This is a genomic window from Thiomicrorhabdus sp. Milos-T2 (assembly GCF_000702325.1).
Taxonomy (GTDB): domain Bacteria; phylum Pseudomonadota; class Gammaproteobacteria; order Thiomicrospirales; family Thiomicrospiraceae; genus Thiomicrorhabdus.
The window spans coordinates 997905-1014776 of record NZ_KL370891.1; the positions used below are offsets into that span (position 1 = coordinate 997905).

The window sequence follows — 16872 nt, forward strand, 5'->3', positions numbered from 1 at the left end:
AAACAACTTAATCTGAAACAGAAATCATGAAACCTTCGTTTAATAAACTCTCAGACAAACAACGATTAAGAATTCAAACTCGGCATAGAGTTTCAGTAGAACGCTATGGTTATCAGCCACAAGCTTTATATTGGAGTAATCGTGAAATTCAAGAAATACGCTTTCAGAAGTTAATTGAGATTTTACCTCCTGCCAATCAAATAAATCACCAGGCCTGGTCATTATTAGATGTAGGTTGTGGATTTGCTGACCTGTTAGACTATTTAAAAACAAACCATTATCAACCTGATTATACTGGGATAGATATCTCTCCAGAAATGGTACTTGGAGCTAAATCTATGCATCCTGATTTGGTTATTAAAGAGGGAGAGTTAAGTGATTTTGATTTCAATTGCTCTCAATTTGATTATGTGATGTTATCCGGAGCACTGAATGAAGTGGTTGAAACTGAAGTTGAAGGTACTCATGAGCAACAAGGTGAATATGCCAAATCAGTCATTAAAACAATGTATTCAATCAGTAGGAAAGGTGTCGCATTTAATTTATTGGATGCACGTCACGAATGGGTAAACAGTCGTTATGACTTACAAAGTTTTTTACCTAATCAGATTGTGAGTTTTTGTCAGGGATTTGCTAATCGTGTTGAATTGGTTGAGGGTTATTTAGAAAATGACTTTACGATTTATTTGCGTAAATAATTACGGTAGTTAAAAGATATGACCCAATTGCGTTTTGGTATAGATCTAGGCGGCACTAAAATTGAAATATTAGGTTTGATAACGGCTGATAATAAAGAATCACAGACGGTTTATCAAAAACGTATTAATACGCCAAAAGGAAATTATTTAGAGACAGTTAACGCAATTGTCCAATTAGTTTTGCAGGCTGAAGCAGAACTTAAATTTACATTAGAATCGACTCTTAAAACAAACACTATCACGTCAAAAAAAAATACCCAAACTTCAATCTTACCAGGCCTGGTAGGTATTGGTATTCCCGGAGCAATATCTTCTAAAACGGGTAAGATCAAAAATGCGAATTCAACATGGTTAATGGGTAAAGACTTACAAGCTGATTTGCAAAGTGCTTTAAATCGGCCTGTAAAACTAGCGAATGATGCAAACTGCTTTGCACTTTCAGAAGCAACGGATGGCGCCGCTAAAGGTGCTAAAGTGGTTTTTGGAGTGATTATTGGTACGGGTTGTGGAGGAGGCATCGTGATTAATGGTCAAATTCTCAATGGTATTAATGCCATTGGAGGGGAATGGGGGCATAATCCTTTACCGTGGCAGTCTGAAAAGGAGGATTCTCATCTCTGTTATTGTGGATTGAGTGGCTGCAATGAAACCTTTTTATCTGGAAGCGGGTTTGAAAATCATTATTTAAAACGAACTGGTCAGGTTAAAACTGCAAAAGAGATTGTGGCATTAAGTGAACAGGGTAATAAGGTTGCTGAACAGTTAATGCAAGATTACATCAAGTGGTTAGCTAAAGGTTTGGCGAGTGTGATTAATATTATTGACCCAGATGTCATTGTGTTGGGTGGGGGAATGTCTAACATTGAAAGACTTTATACAGATGTTCCAAAAATCTGGCAAAACTGGGTGTTTAGCGATATGATTGAAACCAAACTCCTTGCTCCTAAATACGGCGATGCCAGCGGTGTAAGAGGTGCGGCTTGGTTGTAAATACGGGTATATGTATTTTATGATAGCTTAAACAAATCTTTTAACCACGAAGACACCAAAGCACGAAGATTTCTAATATCTAATACCAACTTAAATTTAACGAATAATCAAACTAAACGTTATAAATTAATCGCTTTTAAACTTTACAAATGCAGAGCTGCAGAGCTTATAGTCATGACTTTAGAACGTTAGGGTATGATTTTCGAATCACTTTTATTTGTTTTTTTAATCTTCGTGCCTCTGTGTCTTCGTGGTTAATTTTTACAATACTGGATAATCAATCACAAAATACGGATACCCAAAAAAATGAATCGCCATTCGCTATGGCAATTAAGTTCACAAATTTTGCTTACATCAATTTTTAGTTGTAGTTAACCACCTATCCAGGTGATTAGCAAAGTTTTGCCTATCTGCTTGGCTTAAAGCATTCGGGCCACCAACATCTACGCGACTATTTCTTAACCCTTCCATAAAGTCACGCATATTTAAACGAGAGCGTATATTGGATTCAGTATATAGCTCACCTCTTGGACTCAATACGGTTGCACCTTTAGCAACGGCTTCGGCTGCTAAAGGAATGTCGCTGGTAATTAATAAATCATTTTGAGTAATTTGCTGAACAATTTTATTATCAGCAACATCAAACCCAGATTCTACATGCTGAAATTTAATGTAAGGTGAGGGTGGAATTCTCATGGCATGATTCGCTACCAGAGTAGTATGAGTTTTGGTTCGGTCAGCGGCTCGAAACAAGGTTTCTTTAATTACCACTGGACAAGCATCGGCATCTACCCAAATATTCATAGAGTTCATTCTTTGTGACGTATAATATAATTTGGATTTTAGCATAGCCAAGTTGGTTACACGTTAACAATGACTTGTAGCTAATGAACTGTAGTTAATGACCTTTAGTTAATAACCTTTAGTCTGCTGGCAATTCGTAGTAATTACCAGGCCTGCTAATTTGCTGAAGTCTAAGTGAATTTGAGGTTTAAATAAGCTTTAATCTAAATGGCTTTAATAGACGTCTTACTGTAAGCTACACGCTCTAGTTAACCCCCCTGGCAAATAAGATAAATTCGTTTATGCTCCTTTGCCAATTTGCAAAGAGTATATTATGGATTTCGCCTCCCTTGGTTTATCAGAATCAATTCTAAAAGCCGTAACAGAATTAGGTTATGAAAAACCTTCTCCAATTCAAGAAAAAGCCATCCCAGCGGTGATTGCTGGTAACGATGTTATGGCTGCCGCACAAACCGGAACAGGTAAAACTGCCGGTTTTACCTTACCTTTAATTGAACGTCTTAGCGGTGGAGAACGCCCCAAAGCAAATCAAGCTCGAGCTTTGGTCTTAACGCCAACCCGTGAATTAGCGGCTCAGGTTCAAGAAAGCGTAAATCTTTATAGTAAACATACCGAGTTAAAGTCAGATGTGGTGTTTGGTGGAGTAAAAGTAAACCCTCAAATGATGCGTTTAAGACGTGGTGTCGATATCTTAGTCGCAACCCCCGGGCGATTGTTAGATTTGTATGGTCAAAATGCAATCAAATTTAATCAGCTTGAAGTCTTAGTATTAGATGAAGCAGATCGTATGTTGGATATGGGGTTTATTCATGATTTAAAACGTATTATGAAAGTGTTACCTAAAAACCGTCAAAACTTACTATTCTCTGCGACATTCTCACCTGAAATTAGACAATTAGCTAAAGGCTTAGTGAATAACCCTGTAGAAATTTCGGTAACGCCACCAAACAGTACCGTTGAGAAAATTGATCAGTGGATTTATGCGGTAGACAAAGCTCAGAAAACCAAAATTTTAATTGATTTAGTTATTGATAATAACTGGGAGCAAGTACTCGTATTTAGTAAAACCAAACATGGTGCTAACCGCATTACCAAGCAACTTGAAGCGGTAGGGATTAGTGCCGCCGCAATTCATGGTAATAAAAGCCAGGGAGCAAGAACTCGTGCATTAGCTGATTTTAAATCAGGTGCAATTCGAGTGATGGTAGCTACTGATATTGCCGCGCGTGGTTTAGATATAGATCAACTTCCGCACGTAGTGAATTATGACTTACCTAATGTTGCCGAAGATTATGTTCACCGTATTGGACGAACAGGAAGAGCTGGGGCAAGTGGTGAAGCAGTATCATTAGTTTGTGCAGATGAAGATAAGTTGCTATTTGCCATTGAGCGTTTAATTGGTGAGTTGCTTGAGCGTAGAACGCTGGAGGGGTATGTCCCCACTCATCCATTAAAACAATCACGTCTTAATCCGCGGCCTAAAAAGCCGAAGAAACCCAAAAAACCAAAAGTAAATCATCAAGACGGACAACGTTCAGGTGAAAACAGCAGAGGGCATCAGACCTCTAGCCAGGCACCTAAAAACAACAATAACCGCACTAGAACACCTAGAAGAGGTTAATTTATTTATTGGATGAGTGCTTTACACGAGTATCGATCTTTTGGACAGCGCTCTAAATAAAGTTACCAGGCCTGGTAATTTGTTTAATTAACAAAAAATAAGGACTCATAATGCAAAATATTGAAACCTTAGCAGTATTAGATAACTTAAAACAATCAGAAGAGGCTTTGTTGGTTTTGTTTGGTGGTAAAAACTGTAATGTTTGCCATGCGATAAAACCGCAAATTATTGAGTTAATTGAAACTAATTATCCAAAAATAAAAATGGTCTATGTTGATTGTCATGTTACTACAGATGTCTGTTCGCAAAATGGGGTGTTAAGTTTACCAACTCTACAGGTCTATTTCACCGGACAACGTTTTATTGAAGAGGTGAGAACCTTTAGTTTGCAAAAGGTGATGCAAGACATAGCAAGACCATATTCAATGCTTTTTGAAGATTAATATTTTCATGTATAGGTCGATTGGTATATGACCTAACGTTTTCCGTCACCACCAGCCTTAATCAAGAGAATATCTAACCAAGAATTTGGTAAAAAACGTTTTAAATAAGCAAACACAATAGTTGGTATGGTGACTCGATAACGGATTTTTGCTTGTTGACTTTGGAGGGCGTGAACGACACATTTACTAACGGCTTCAGGTCCTAAGGTAAATGGAGCGCTGGGTCCAACCGTTTCTAATCGACTGACCATTGCCTGGTATTTTTCTTTGTGAGCACTCTCATCTATTGAAATCCAATGTTTAAATTGTTCATAAGCATTCTTTCTAAAATCAGAGAGAATTGGGCCTGGTTCAATTAGACTCACTTGTATATTATCCTGTTTTATTTCTAACCTTAAAGTATCTGCAAAGCCTTCAATGGCAAACTTGCTGGCATTGTATGCGCCACGATATTGCATAGCAGCAAACCCTAAAATAGAGCTGTTATAAATGATTTTTCCGTAGCCTTGTGCACGCATAATTTTAACAACGGCATTGGTAAGTTCTTGCGTACCAAAAACATTGGTTTGAAATTGGTATTCCATGGCTTCTCGGCTTAAGTCTTCAACCGCACCAGGTAATCCAAAAGCTCCATTGTTAAACAGAGCATCAATTTTGCCATTAGTTTCTAGTAATATTTGCTTTAGAGCAAACTCAATGGATTGGCTATTAGCTAAATCTAACTGTATACAAGTGATGCCTTCATTGTTGATACGCGTGACATCGTCTTGCTGTCGACAAGTTGCAATAACTTTATATCCCATTTCATGTAATTGTTTAGCACACTGATAACCAATACCCGTTGAACAGCCTGTAATAAGAATGTTTCCAGGAGGTAAAATTTTATTGATAGGTAAAGCTTGCGTCATTTAGGATTCCAATAATCGTTTAGATTTAGATTAGTTTGATTATAGGAGATTTGGATTAACTAAAGTAGTGCTTAAATGACTGAATTGGAGTAATTGGATGGAGAGATTAGTTTGGATGCAGCTTATCGTTATTATCGTTAAGCTGTATCCAAATAAATAATAAAGAGAATAGCTTTATATTTAGCCTTCTTGCTTGGCTTGAGCTTCTGCTAGGTCGGCATGGACTTTATCCATATCTAGTTCTAAAAGTTGACCAATACCTTCTTCAAGTGCACTTCCTGGGATGGCACCTGGGTTTGAGAAAACGACAATTTTTTCACGCATAAACACTAATGTTGGAATAGAACGGACTTGGAACATACCGGCTAATTCTTGCTCTTCTTCTACGTTAACTTTGCAGAAGGCAATATCAGGGTATTTCTCAGAGATTTCTTCAAATACCGGACCAAATTGTTTACAAGGGCCACACCATTCAGCCCAGAAATCGAAAATGACGATATCGTTGTTTGCAATGGTTTCTTCAAATTGTTCAGTTTTTAGATTAATAACAGCCATGAGCCTTCCTTTCAGTTTGATTCGTAGAACATTTAATGGTGATTGCTTATTTTACAGAGACGGGTTGCCGCCTTCTGTCAGTAATGCTGGGTTTAAGTATTGTTTTAGGGTTGCTTCATCTAAGTCTGTCATTTCCATGGCAACCTCCAAAACTGGGCGGCCAGAACGATAAGCTTCTTTAGCTATCGCCGCGCCTTTTTCGTAGCCTACCACAGTATTTAAGGCGGTAACTAGAATTGGATTTACATCCAGTGCTTTTTGAATATTTGCAGTATTTACGGTAAAGCCTTTAATAGCTAAGTCTGCTAATTGAATAGAGCTTGAAGCAGCAATTTCAATACTTTGTAGTAGGTTGTGAACAATCATTGGTAACATCACATTTAACTGAAAATTACCTGACTGTGCGCCGACTGTAATCGCGGTGTGATTACCCATAATTTGCGCAGCAACCATGCAAACCGCTTCTGGAATAACCGGGTTTACCTTACCAGGCATGATTGAACTTCCAGGCTGTAAGGCGGGTAATTGAATTTCTCCTAAGCCCGCTAAAGGCCCTGAATTCATCCAACGTAAATCATTGGCTATTTTCATTAGACTAGCAGCAAGTACATTTAATTGTCCGCTAAGTTCAAGAGCGCTATCTTGCGAGCTTAAGCCTACGAAAAGGTTATCCATAGGTTCAAAATCAATTGCCGTAATGGTGGCTAAGTTAGCTGATACTAAACGTCCAAATTCAGGGTCTGCATTAACGCCCGTACCAACCGCTGTTCCGCCTTGAGGTAATTTTTGAATACGTTTTTGTGTATCGTGTAAACGTTGAATATTGTCATTAATTTGGGCTTTCCATGCACCTAATTCTTGACTAAGTTTTACTGGCATAGCATCCATTAAGTGGGTACGCCCCGTTTTGACAATATTTGCCAATTCAATTTCACGGTCTTCAATGCTTTCTACTAAATGTAATAGAGCTGGTAATAACTGTTCTTCTAAAGCAATGGATGCGGCAACATGAATCGCTGTTGGAATAACATCATTTGAGCTTTGGCTCATATTAATGTCATCGTTTGGATGAACTTCCACTCCCGTTAATTGTTTTGTTAAAGAGGCCAAGACTTCATTCGCATTCATATTGGTACTGGTACCAGAACCGGTTTGAAAAATATCAATGGGAAAGTGTTCACTAAAGTCACCTTGAATAACTTTTTTAACCGCCGTTTGAATCGCATCCGCTTTCTCTTCACTTAAAAGACCTAGCTCTAGATTACTGTCCGAGCAAGCAAACTTTACATAGCATAAAGCATCAATAAAGGCTTTTGGCATAGGAATGCCGCTAATAGGAAAGTTATTGATTGCACGCTGTGTTTGCGCACCATATAAGGCATTTTTAGGGACTTCTAAGCTGCCCATGCTATCTTTTTCAATACGAGTTTCAGAAGAGGAAATTGGTTGTGACATAGTTTTAAGTTCTTTTTAAATTGTAATCTGACTTTTAGATTCTGAAAAGAGCAGCAACTAAAAACAGAGGATTGGTGTGCCGAAAAAGTTTATTCATGGTTAAATAGTTTGAAATAAACTAAGACAAAATAATGCCAAATATTTTACGCCTGTTTTTAATAAAAATATAGCCTAACCTTAAGCGAAGAGTAATGAGTAGTTTACAAACTAAATTAGCCAATGAAATGTTTGATAACAACCTGTGGTGGTCTTATTCCATTATTGAGGGTAAAGAGAATCTAGGACTATCAAAAGGTTTACAAAACCTTTTGGGAAGACCGGTGACCGTGCTTGAAGATATTATGGGTGAGTACGAAACTGAGTTGCTTAGATTAAAAATATCAGAAGCTTATCAAGATGAAGATGCTGAAAAATCGGATTTTGATATGCGTTTTATTGCCAGTTATGAAACCTTAAAAGGCAAGCGCTCTTTTCAACATCAGTTAAGAATCTTTACGTTGAGTGGTGAGAAAATTATTTGGACAACCTGTCTTGATGTTTCCGAAATGGTAGCCTTAGAACGTGAGATGGTTGAGGCTCAAGGCCGGTTAAATTTAAATCAACTTTATGAAAAACAAACGGCTTTAGAAGAGCGTAACGCCTTTATTACCCGTTCTTATAATAAGCAATCTCGTTTTCTTGCGTTATTAAGTCATGAATTACGTTCACCACTATTAGGTATTAGAAGTTTGGTTAAACGCATTCGCTCCGAAATGGATGTTTCACCTGACGTTAAGACTTTGCTCAAAACCATTAGTATGACGGCAGAACAGTCTACTTATTTAGTGAATGATATTTTGACTTATTCACAAACTGAGTATGACGGAATTACGCTTCATCCAACTGAAGTGTGTTTGCCAGAATTATTAGAAAATGTAAAACAACTGGCTAAATCTATTGCTTCAGATAAAGACTTAATTTTGTCTTTAGTTTATTTAGGTGAACATGAAAAAGTGATTGTAGATGGGGTGCGTTTAACCCAAGTTTTAATTAATTTAATTGTGAATGCCATTAAATTTACACAGTATGGAGGGGTGAACATTGAAGTTCGTGAGTTAGTGAATAACCGTTTTGTTTTTAAAATCACTGATTCCGGTGAGGGTATTTCTCCAGAAAGACAAAAACAGATTTTTGAACCTTTCGCACAATTGGAATCCGATAATGGCAAATATACTTCAAATACTCAGTTTTTAGGCGCTGGATTAGGTTTGTTTGTTGTAAAACAGTTGGTTGAGTTAATGGGCGGGAAAATTAAAGTGACTTCTCAAAAGGGAGTCGGAACGACATTTGAATTTGATTTAAAGATTAAATGTGTTGATAGCCCAAGTCGTAGTTTATCAAGCAAAACTGATGAAACTCAAATGACCGAACTTATTAAGTTAAATAAAAGTAAAACTCGCTCAGAAGACTTGCCGTTAAAAAATAAAAAAGATGTGAGTAAATACAAGGCGGACGAGAATCAGGAAAGTCCTAAATTAGATCAATGTCGTGTTTTGGTTGCAGATGACTCAAAAATTAATCGTATGGTCTTAGCAGGTTATTTAGCAGACTTAACGTGTAATGTGGTTGAAGTAAGAGATGGTAGAGAGGCCTGGAAGGTTTTTCAAGAGCAGGATTTTGATTATGTCTTACTAGATATTCAGATGCCATATTTGGATGGTGTAGAAGTCAGTAAAAAAATTAAACAACATTATGATGAGGGGAAATCTAAGCAACTTAAAGGCGTATTTGCGATTACGGCAGGGGGAGATTCATCAGGATTTATATCAGAACATGAAAAACCTGAAAGTGTTGGATTTGATGCTTGGTTGGTAAAACCCGTTAATAAAAAACAGATTGTTGAACTCTTAGAACAAGATTATAGACCCTTAGAAAAACATTCAAACTTGAAAAGTCTGGTTAGTGACCATACAAAACCATTAATTAACGAAATTAGTAGCGAAATTGGTAACGAAAGCACTGAAGAAGTTAGCCAGGAAATTGAAACTCAACAAAAATTAGCTTTAATCTCTGATGTACCTAAACAATTTCATCAATTAATTGAACCGTTTATTGTTGAGATGAATGATGGCCTTAAGGAACTTGAGCAATTTAATGTTTTAAATAATCGTGAAGCCATTAAAAAAAAGGCGCATTATCTAAAAGGTAATTGTATGTTGTTTCAGTTACCAGGCCTGGTAGATCTATTTAGGCATTTGGAAGTGCTTCAACAAGAAGATAAATTATTTAGGTTTGAAAAAACTCAAAAAACTTTACAAAATGTTGCATTAAACGTGAAAAGCCTTGAGAATTCGGTATTAATTGGTCATAATAAACAAATATAAAAATTAAAATTTCTTACTTTATAAGTAAAATTTTGTAAGTAAGAATTCTAAATAAAATTAATAAGTTAGGTAGAGACGATATGTCTAAGAAAATTAGTGTTTTATTAGCTGAAGACCATGCTTTAGTTAGAGCTGGGTTTAAGTCAATTATTGAAGGTGAAACAGACTTTGAGGTTGTAGCCGAAGCTGAGGATGGCCTAGAGTGTTTAGAATTAATTAGAGCCAAAACACCTGATATAGTTTTACTTGATTTGTCGATGCCTAAATTAAGTGGTGTGAATGCGATAACTCATATTCAAAAACGTTATTCTGATACTAAAATAATTGTATTAACGGCCGCTGAAACCATTAACGTTTGGCGTGAAGTTTTAGATATGGGAATTGATGGAATCGCCATGAAATCAATTTCACCTAAAGAATTAGTTTCTGGAGTTAGAAAAGTGATGAAGGGTGAGACGTTTATTCACTCTGAAATTCAACCTATTTTAGAAGCAGACGGGGGGCTAAATAACAAACGTTTGTCCGTTCGTGAAAAACAAGTTGTTAAGTTAGTTGCTGAAGGTTTCAAAACAAAAGAAATCGCTGAACAGCTAGAAATTAGTGATCGTACCGTGTCTAAACACCGTGAAAACCTAATGACTAAAATGGGCATGACCTCTACAGCAGAGTTAACTAACTATGCTAATGAATCAGGATTAACTAAAGTGGGTCTTGAAGAGATTGAATAATTAATCTAAGTATTTACCTAAGTACTTAATTAAGTACTTAACCCAGGTATTTAATCCAATAAAAAAGGCGTTTTAAAACGCCTTTTTTTATGTGTACAAATTAAATTTAATCTGGCAAGACAGCAGTTAATTACTAACCTAGCTTGATAAAAATTCATTATCAGATTTGGGTTATTTTCCACTTTTGTGATACTTATATTGAAGCTTGGACAAACGCCTTAACTCCCCTTGTAATAAATGGTGCAAGGTTCTTAGTGTAGTGAACGGTAAAAAAACGCTGCTGTTTGAGCGTAGCGAGTTCAGTGTTTTCAGTTCACAAGCTTAGAACTTGCCCATTTATTGAGTGGGGTTTGTTTTTTCTTGTCTCTGCAGCCAAGTTCTTCGTTTGGTTACTTTTTTGCCAAATTGCAAAAAGTAACGGGAAGCCTAAGTGACAATATTTAAGGCAAAGGCTAATATTTCAAAGGCTTCTCAATCGCCGTACTGTCTGATTAAATCTAAACTTTTACATTTTATGCGTAGATTTTATTTGTTTTAGGTTGGTTCAACTTCGGTATTATTTTCTTCAGAAGTTGTTGATGGTGTTTCATCTAAGCCTTTGTTAAGACCTAAAAATTGATTTTTAAAGTTCTGTAAACCATCTTGCACTAATTGATAAGTACTATCGACATTGTCGGCAATATCTCCTTTTAAAACATCTAAGTCACCTAATAGTCCTTTAGCTTCATCAAACCCTTGAGTTAAACCACCGCCAACTACGTCTAAAAACTTATCCATTAATGCTTCACCTTCTAATTCAGGATGAATTGCTTGAAATCCAGGTAGAAAAGCTGTAGCACCACTTACAATACGTTTAGCCGTGTTTTCAGGTGTCCAATATTCCATTCCACCTTGAGATTTTAAGGCTTCTTCGCTAATCGGTGCGGTATCTGTTTCAGCATCTTCTGTAGTTGGTTTATCAGCCATTAAAACTTTGTTTATTTTGTCTATGGCGGCTTGATAAGTTAATTTTAAAGATTGTGATTCAGCTGCTTGACCATTACCAAATAGGTGTGCAACCAAGCTGGCTTGGCGTTCATTTCGAATCGTCATTTGAGAGGCTACTATCTGTGTTTTTTCAGTAAAATTCTCTTGACTATCAATTGCATTAGGGTTGTGGGTTCTGGCTTGCTCAGTGGGTAGCGCAGAAAGCTTTTGGTAGGCATTTATAGAGGCTAGGTTTTTAGTATCAATTGCCATGAGATTCACCTTTTCTGGTCGAGTGAGTTTATTTAGCGTTGGTCATTTACATTTTGCAATACATGAGAGTAATGTCGTTTTTTTAATTTTTGTAACGTCTAATGTTAGTGTAAATAGAACCGCTACTCAGTTTAACGGCCAATAGTTGGATAACTTTAAGAAATATTTACATAAATTATAGTCAAAATGACAGGTTTTACGAAAAGATAAGCGTGAAAATGCATGAGCTTTTTGAGAATTAAAGCATAAAAAACCGATTCCTGTTATGATTTACCGCAATTTTTAAAGTGTAGTATGGAACTAAATCAATGGAATTAAACCCTATTTATAACCGAATTGAAGATTACCAAGCTCGTAGTGAAGTGCTTAGGGGGTATCTTTGACTACGATGTAAAATCTGAACGTCTTGAAGAGGTTTCTAAAGAGCTTGAAGACCCAAATGTGTGGAATAACCCAGAGCAAGCTCAAGCTTTAGGTAAAGAGAAATCTCAGCTTGAGAATATTGTTTCAACCATTGACGATTTAACCTCTGGTACAGAAGCCTCGAAAGAGCTCTTGGAAATGGCAGAAATGGATTCTGATCAAGAGATGGTGGATGAGGTTATTTCAGAATTAGATCGATTGGGTGAACGTTTAGATAAACTTGAGTTTCAGCGTATGTTCTCAGGTGAAATGGATCCAAATAATGCCTATTTAGAAATACAATCAGGTTCAGGTGGTACTGAGGCTCAAGACTGGGCCAACATGATTTTACGTATGTATTTACGTTGGTGCGATAGTCATGCCTTTAAAGCTGATATTACTGAAATTTCTGCGGGAGATGTTGCAGGAATTAAAGGGGCGACAGTCCATATTAAAGGTGAATACGCTTATGGTTGGTTAAGAACAGAACTGGGTGTTCACCGTTTAGTTCGTAAATCACCTTTTGATTCTAATTCAAAACGCCATACTTCCTTTGCATCGGTATTTGTGTCACCTGAAATTGATGATAGTTTTGAAATTGATATCAATCCTGCGGACTTACGTATTGATGTTTATCGTGCAAGTGGAGCCGGTGGGCAGCACGTTAACAAAACAGAATCGGCAGTGCGTATCACCCACTTACCCAGTAATACGGTTACGCAGTGTCAAAATGGTCGTTCTCAGCATCAAAACAAGGCTGAAGCAATGAAGCAGTTGCGTGCAAAATTGTATGAACAAGAGATGTTAAGTCGCAGTGCTGAACAGCAAGAACTTGAAGAGTCAAAATCGGATATTGGCTGGGGGAGTCAAATACGTTCTTACGTTCTTGATTCAGGACGAATCAAAGATTTGAGAACGGGAGTTGAAACCGGAAATACGCAAGCGGTTTTAGATGGAGCCTTGGATCAGTTTATCGTAGCCAGTTTAAAATCAGGAGTTTAATTTAGTAGAGACCTTTGCACGAAAGTATGCACGAGTAAAAATGGTTAAAATTCACCTGATTTTTGTTGAAAAACTTGAGAATAGCTAGCTATTCCCTTCGCTTTCCGCCGCAATCAGGTAAATTTTACCTCATTTTTCTTTCGCACCTATCTCATGCATAGGTCTCTAATAGACCTTGTTATTTAGCCTTTTTTGCTGGTTTATAGGCTTTTTAAAGGTCTATCTTTGCTTATTACACTAGAGTTTATTGGTGTAAAAGCTTAAAATACACGCAATTTATTATTACCAATGAGACCTTTGCACGAGCAGGGAATGTAATAAAAAAGTCAAAGAACTCTTTAGCCTGAAGATAGAGCGCTATAGACTTTTTTAACCATTCATAGACTCTTGTAAAGGTCTCTCAATGTACCAGGCCTGGTTGTTTTAAAGTAACCAGGCCTGGTTGTTTGTTTTTAGAGAGCTCATAAATCCTTTAAGGTGAGTTTTCATTATGTTTTAAGAGAGAAATTTCATGTCGGAAACGAAAAAGAATGTGCCTGAAGTAGATGAAAATAAAATTATTGCCGAGCGTCGCGCTAAATTAACGGCTTTAAGAGAAGATGGGCATTCGTATCCAAATACCTTCCGTCGTGAAAACGAAGCGCTAGATCTTCACGCTAAATATGACGAAATGACTAAAGAAGAGCTAGCTGAAGCTGAGCCAGTAAGAGTTAAAATTGCGGGTCGAATGATGTTACGCCGCATTATGGGTAAAGCAAGCTTTGCCACCTTACAAGATCAAACAGGGCGTATTCAAGTTTATGTCACTCGTGATGAGTTACCAGAAGGTTTCTACAATACTCAATTCAAAAAATGGGATTTGGGTGATATTGTTGGTGCAGAAGGTTATTTATTTAAAACCAATACCGGTGAATTATCGGTGCATGTTCAACACATTGAATTAGTCACTAAATCGATTCGTCCTTTACCAGATAAATTCCACGGGTTACAAGACCAAGAAATACGTTACCGTCAGCGTTATGTTGACTTAATTGTAAACCAAGAAAGCCGTGATACTTTTATGCTGCGTTCTAAAATTGTTCAACACGTACGTAACTTTTTAATCCGTAAAGAGTTTATGGAAGTTGAGACTCCAATGATGCATGTTATTCCAGGGGGCGCTACGGCTAAACCTTTTAATACGCATCATAATGCTTTGGACATGCCTTTGTATTTGCGTATTGCTCCTGAGCTTTATCTAAAGCGTTTAGTGGTAGGTGGTTTTGAACGTGTATTTGAAATTAACCGTTCATTCCGTAATGAGGGCTTATCAACGCGCCATAATCCTGAATTTACGATGGTTGAATTTTATGCCGCGTACTCTGATTATCATCAGTTAATGGATTACACAGAAGAACTTTTGAAAGAGTTAGCTGAATTAGCGGTAGGTTCAACTAAGGTGCCTTATCAAGGACAAGAGTTTGATTTTGGTAAGCCTTTTGCACGTTTAAGTATGAAAGATGCAATACTTCAATACAATGAAGGTGTGACGGCCGACCAACTTGATACTTTAGAGAGCGCAACGGCTTTAGCAGAGTCACTTAATATTCATGTTTTAGAAGGCTATGGTTTAGGTAAAGTCATTACTGAAATTTTTGAAGAAACGGTTGAAGAGAAGTTAATGGATCCAACGTTTATTACGGAGTATCCTGCAGAAGTTTCTCCTTTAGCGCGTCGTAATGATGAAAATTCATTTATTACGGATCGTTTTGAATTGTTTATCGGTGGCCGTGAGTTAGCTAACGGATTTAACGAGTTAAATGATGCTGAAGATCAAGCTGAACGTTTTAAAGCACAAGTTGCCGCCAAAGATGCGGGTGATGATGAAGCGATGCATTATGATGAAGACTATATTACGGCCTTAGAGCACGGCATGCCACCAACTGCAGGGGAAGGGATTGGTATTGACCGTTTGGTAATGTTATTTACGGATTCGGCTTCAATTCGTGATGTGTTATTGTTCCCGCATATGCGTCAAAATTAATCTTTTAAGATTAAACAAGGTATTAAAAAACCCCACTTATCTGAAAGGATAAGTGGGGTTTTATTTTTTAAGGATAAAGATTGTTGTTGATTATCAAAACCGTATTTTTCTTTCTCATTCCATTATTGAAAAGTTCACGATTTATTCATCATCAGTAATGCTGTATGGCAATGGTTCAATCGTGGCCGCTTCTCCAGACTCTGTAAATAGGTCTCCTTCTACAGATTCTAAAGGCTTTAATGTCCCTATCGCTAGACATAAAGTACCGTTAAAAATATCTGGGTTTGCATTCACAACCATTAGCTTATAGGCTTTTTCATTTTTGTCTTTTAATGTCAGGTTGTCGCCAGGCAATAATGAAACGACCTCATTTAAGTGAATACGTAACATACGTTTTGTGACTTTACCGCGATAATGAATTCGGGCGATGATTTCTTGTCCTGGAAAACAGCCTTTTTTAAAGTTAATGGCATCAAACTTATCTAAGTTAAAAAACTGAGCCGTTAGCTGTGCACTTGTTGCCGCAGTAACTTCAGGCACGCCAGCGGCAATATTTAAGAGATTCCAGTCATAGTTGTTGGTAACATCCGCATTATCACGAATTTTTTTCCAAGCTAACTTCATCTGTTCAGCAGGGCCAAATAAAGCATATTTATGATACGGGCCGGGTACTTTAACCACTAACACATCTTGCATATCATCTAGCTCAATCATGCCAGACTCAAAAATATCTTTAACTTTTGTGCTTAAACGACGTTGTATGTCTAAATCACCAAATTCGCCAGCAAAACCAACTTGAATTAATTCTTGTGAAACCTCGGTTAGTTTTACATCAGAACGTAAAACAAACATGGTTAAACGTTTAAGGATGGACTCTCTTAAGGAACCATCAAAATTAAGGTAGTAATCACCTTGGTACTTAAACACTAAGAAGTTGGCAAGCACTTGACCTTTTGGGTCACAATAAGCGGAGAACTGTGCCTGATTATCACTGACTAAATTCACATCACTTGTTAGCTGCGCTAGTAAAAATGTTAGCGCTTCACTGCCTGAGACTCGAATCAAAGCTTGGTGCGTTAAGCTAGTGACAACGGGGCCATTTTTGATGATAAAACGTTCAAGTTCAGGTTGGCCAAAACTGCAAATTTTGCCTTGTTCATCAAACTGAGCATTTTGAGAGGTTAGAAATTCAGACCAAATAGGGCTTAAAGAAGCTGGTGTTGTCATTTTATTGTCCTTAATTTGTATTTGATGCATATGATACCGTAATAAAATATCTTGGCGTATTTCTTGCGTGTAGAATTTGTAGAATATTATAGCAAAGTGTCTTATAGCAAAAATTCGTCAAATATAATTTTTTAATGTAGATGAGACCTTTGCACGAGAGTATGCACGAGTAAAAATGGTTAAAATTCACCTGATTTTTGTTGAAAAACTTGCGAATAGCTAGCTATTCCCAACGTTTTCCGCCGCAATCAGGCAAATTTTACCTCATTTTTCTTTCGCACCTATCTCGTGCAAAGGTCTCTAGATGAATTTAATTTAGCTTTTTAGTATGACACAGTAGTATAAAATAAAAACTGTACGTTTAGATTAACGTTAATAATACTCTTCAAGCGTATGTAAGCTCCTTATGTTTAG

The 16872-nt window shown here is 37.0% G+C and carries 14 protein-coding genes; 8 read left to right on the forward strand and 6 right to left on the reverse strand.

The window, feature by feature from the left end:
* Positions 1-26 precede the first annotated feature (26 nt).
* On the forward strand, positions 27-698 hold the full coding sequence (locus tag BS34_RS0104425; protein WP_029407338.1) for a class I SAM-dependent methyltransferase: 672 nt from the start codon (positions 27-29) through the stop codon (positions 696-698).
* A gap of 18 nt (positions 699-716) precedes the next feature.
* Complete coding sequence (locus BS34_RS0104430; RefSeq protein WP_029407339.1) at positions 717-1688, forward strand: ROK family protein; 972 nt, start codon at positions 717-719, stop codon at positions 1686-1688.
* A gap of 354 nt (positions 1689-2042) precedes the next feature.
* Here BS34_RS0104430 and BS34_RS0104435 read toward each other — a convergent pair whose 3' ends face one another.
* Complete coding sequence (locus BS34_RS0104435) at positions 2043-2492, reverse strand: YaiI/YqxD family protein (protein ID WP_029407340.1); 450 nt, start codon at positions 2490-2492, stop codon at positions 2043-2045.
* 313 nt (positions 2493-2805) lie between these two features.
* Between BS34_RS0104435 and BS34_RS0104440 the strand changes: the two genes are divergently transcribed.
* Entirely contained in the window at positions 2806-4113 is a 1308-nt protein-coding gene (locus BS34_RS0104440; RefSeq protein WP_029407341.1) for a DEAD/DEAH box helicase, read from the forward strand.
* A gap of 110 nt (positions 4114-4223) precedes the next feature.
* Complete coding sequence (locus BS34_RS0104445) at positions 4224-4556, forward strand: thioredoxin family protein (RefSeq protein WP_029407342.1); 333 nt, start codon at positions 4224-4226, stop codon at positions 4554-4556.
* Between the two features lie 32 nt (positions 4557-4588).
* On the opposite strand, the gene BS34_RS0104450 is transcribed toward BS34_RS0104445, so the two are convergent.
* From BS34_RS0104450 to BS34_RS0104460, 3 genes are all read right to left on the reverse strand, one after another.
* Entirely contained in the window at positions 4589-5464 is an 876-nt protein-coding gene (locus BS34_RS0104450) for an SDR family NAD(P)-dependent oxidoreductase (protein WP_051640679.1), read from the reverse strand.
* A 180-nt stretch (positions 5465-5644) separates the two neighbouring features.
* Positions 5645-6019, reverse strand: coding sequence for a thioredoxin (gene trxA, locus BS34_RS0104455; protein ID WP_029407344.1), 375 nt, complete (start codon positions 6017-6019; stop codon positions 5645-5647).
* 51 nt (positions 6020-6070) lie between these two features.
* Positions 6071-7474, reverse strand: coding sequence for a class II fumarate hydratase (locus BS34_RS0104460; RefSeq protein WP_029407345.1), 1404 nt, complete (start codon positions 7472-7474; stop codon positions 6071-6073).
* Between the two features lie 191 nt (positions 7475-7665).
* Here BS34_RS0104460 and BS34_RS0104465 point away from each other — a divergent pair, with 191 nt between their 5' ends.
* A complete protein-coding gene (locus BS34_RS0104465) occupies positions 7666-9837 on the forward strand; it encodes a hybrid sensor histidine kinase/response regulator (protein ID WP_029407346.1) in 2172 nt (723 codons plus the stop codon).
* 80 nt (positions 9838-9917) lie between these two features.
* The gene (locus tag BS34_RS0104470) at positions 9918-10565 is read left to right on the forward strand and encodes a response regulator (RefSeq protein WP_029407347.1); all 648 of its coding nucleotides are present in this window, start codon (positions 9918-9920) and stop codon (positions 10563-10565) included.
* A gap of 534 nt (positions 10566-11099) precedes the next feature.
* Here the strand turns inward: BS34_RS0104470 and BS34_RS0104475 are convergent.
* Positions 11100-11804: a DUF5610 domain-containing protein gene (locus BS34_RS0104475; protein WP_051640680.1), complete on the reverse strand. Its 705-nt coding sequence runs from the start codon at positions 11802-11804 to the stop codon at positions 11100-11102.
* A gap of 308 nt (positions 11805-12112) precedes the next feature.
* On the opposite strand from BS34_RS0104475, the gene prfB reads away from it, so the two are divergent.
* Together prfB and lysS are read left to right on the forward strand one after the other, a co-directional pair.
* A protein-coding gene (prfB, locus tag BS34_RS0104480) for a peptide chain release factor 2 (RefSeq protein WP_106379960.1) occupies positions 12113-13208 on the forward strand; the annotation gives its coding sequence in 2 pieces (ribosomal slippage) (positions 12113-12184 and positions 12186-13208; 1095 coding nt in all).
* Between the two features lie 511 nt (positions 13209-13719).
* Positions 13720-15231 (forward strand): lysine--tRNA ligase, encoded by a 1512-nt coding sequence (lysS, locus tag BS34_RS0104485; protein WP_029407350.1) that lies wholly within the window; start codon positions 13720-13722, stop codon positions 15229-15231.
* A 141-nt stretch (positions 15232-15372) separates the two neighbouring features.
* Here the strand turns inward: lysS and BS34_RS0104490 are convergent, their stop codons facing one another.
* Complete coding sequence (locus BS34_RS0104490; RefSeq protein WP_029407351.1) at positions 15373-16458, reverse strand: CAF17-like 4Fe-4S cluster assembly/insertion protein YgfZ; 1086 nt, start codon at positions 16456-16458, stop codon at positions 15373-15375.
* Positions 16459-16872 lie beyond the last annotated feature (414 nt).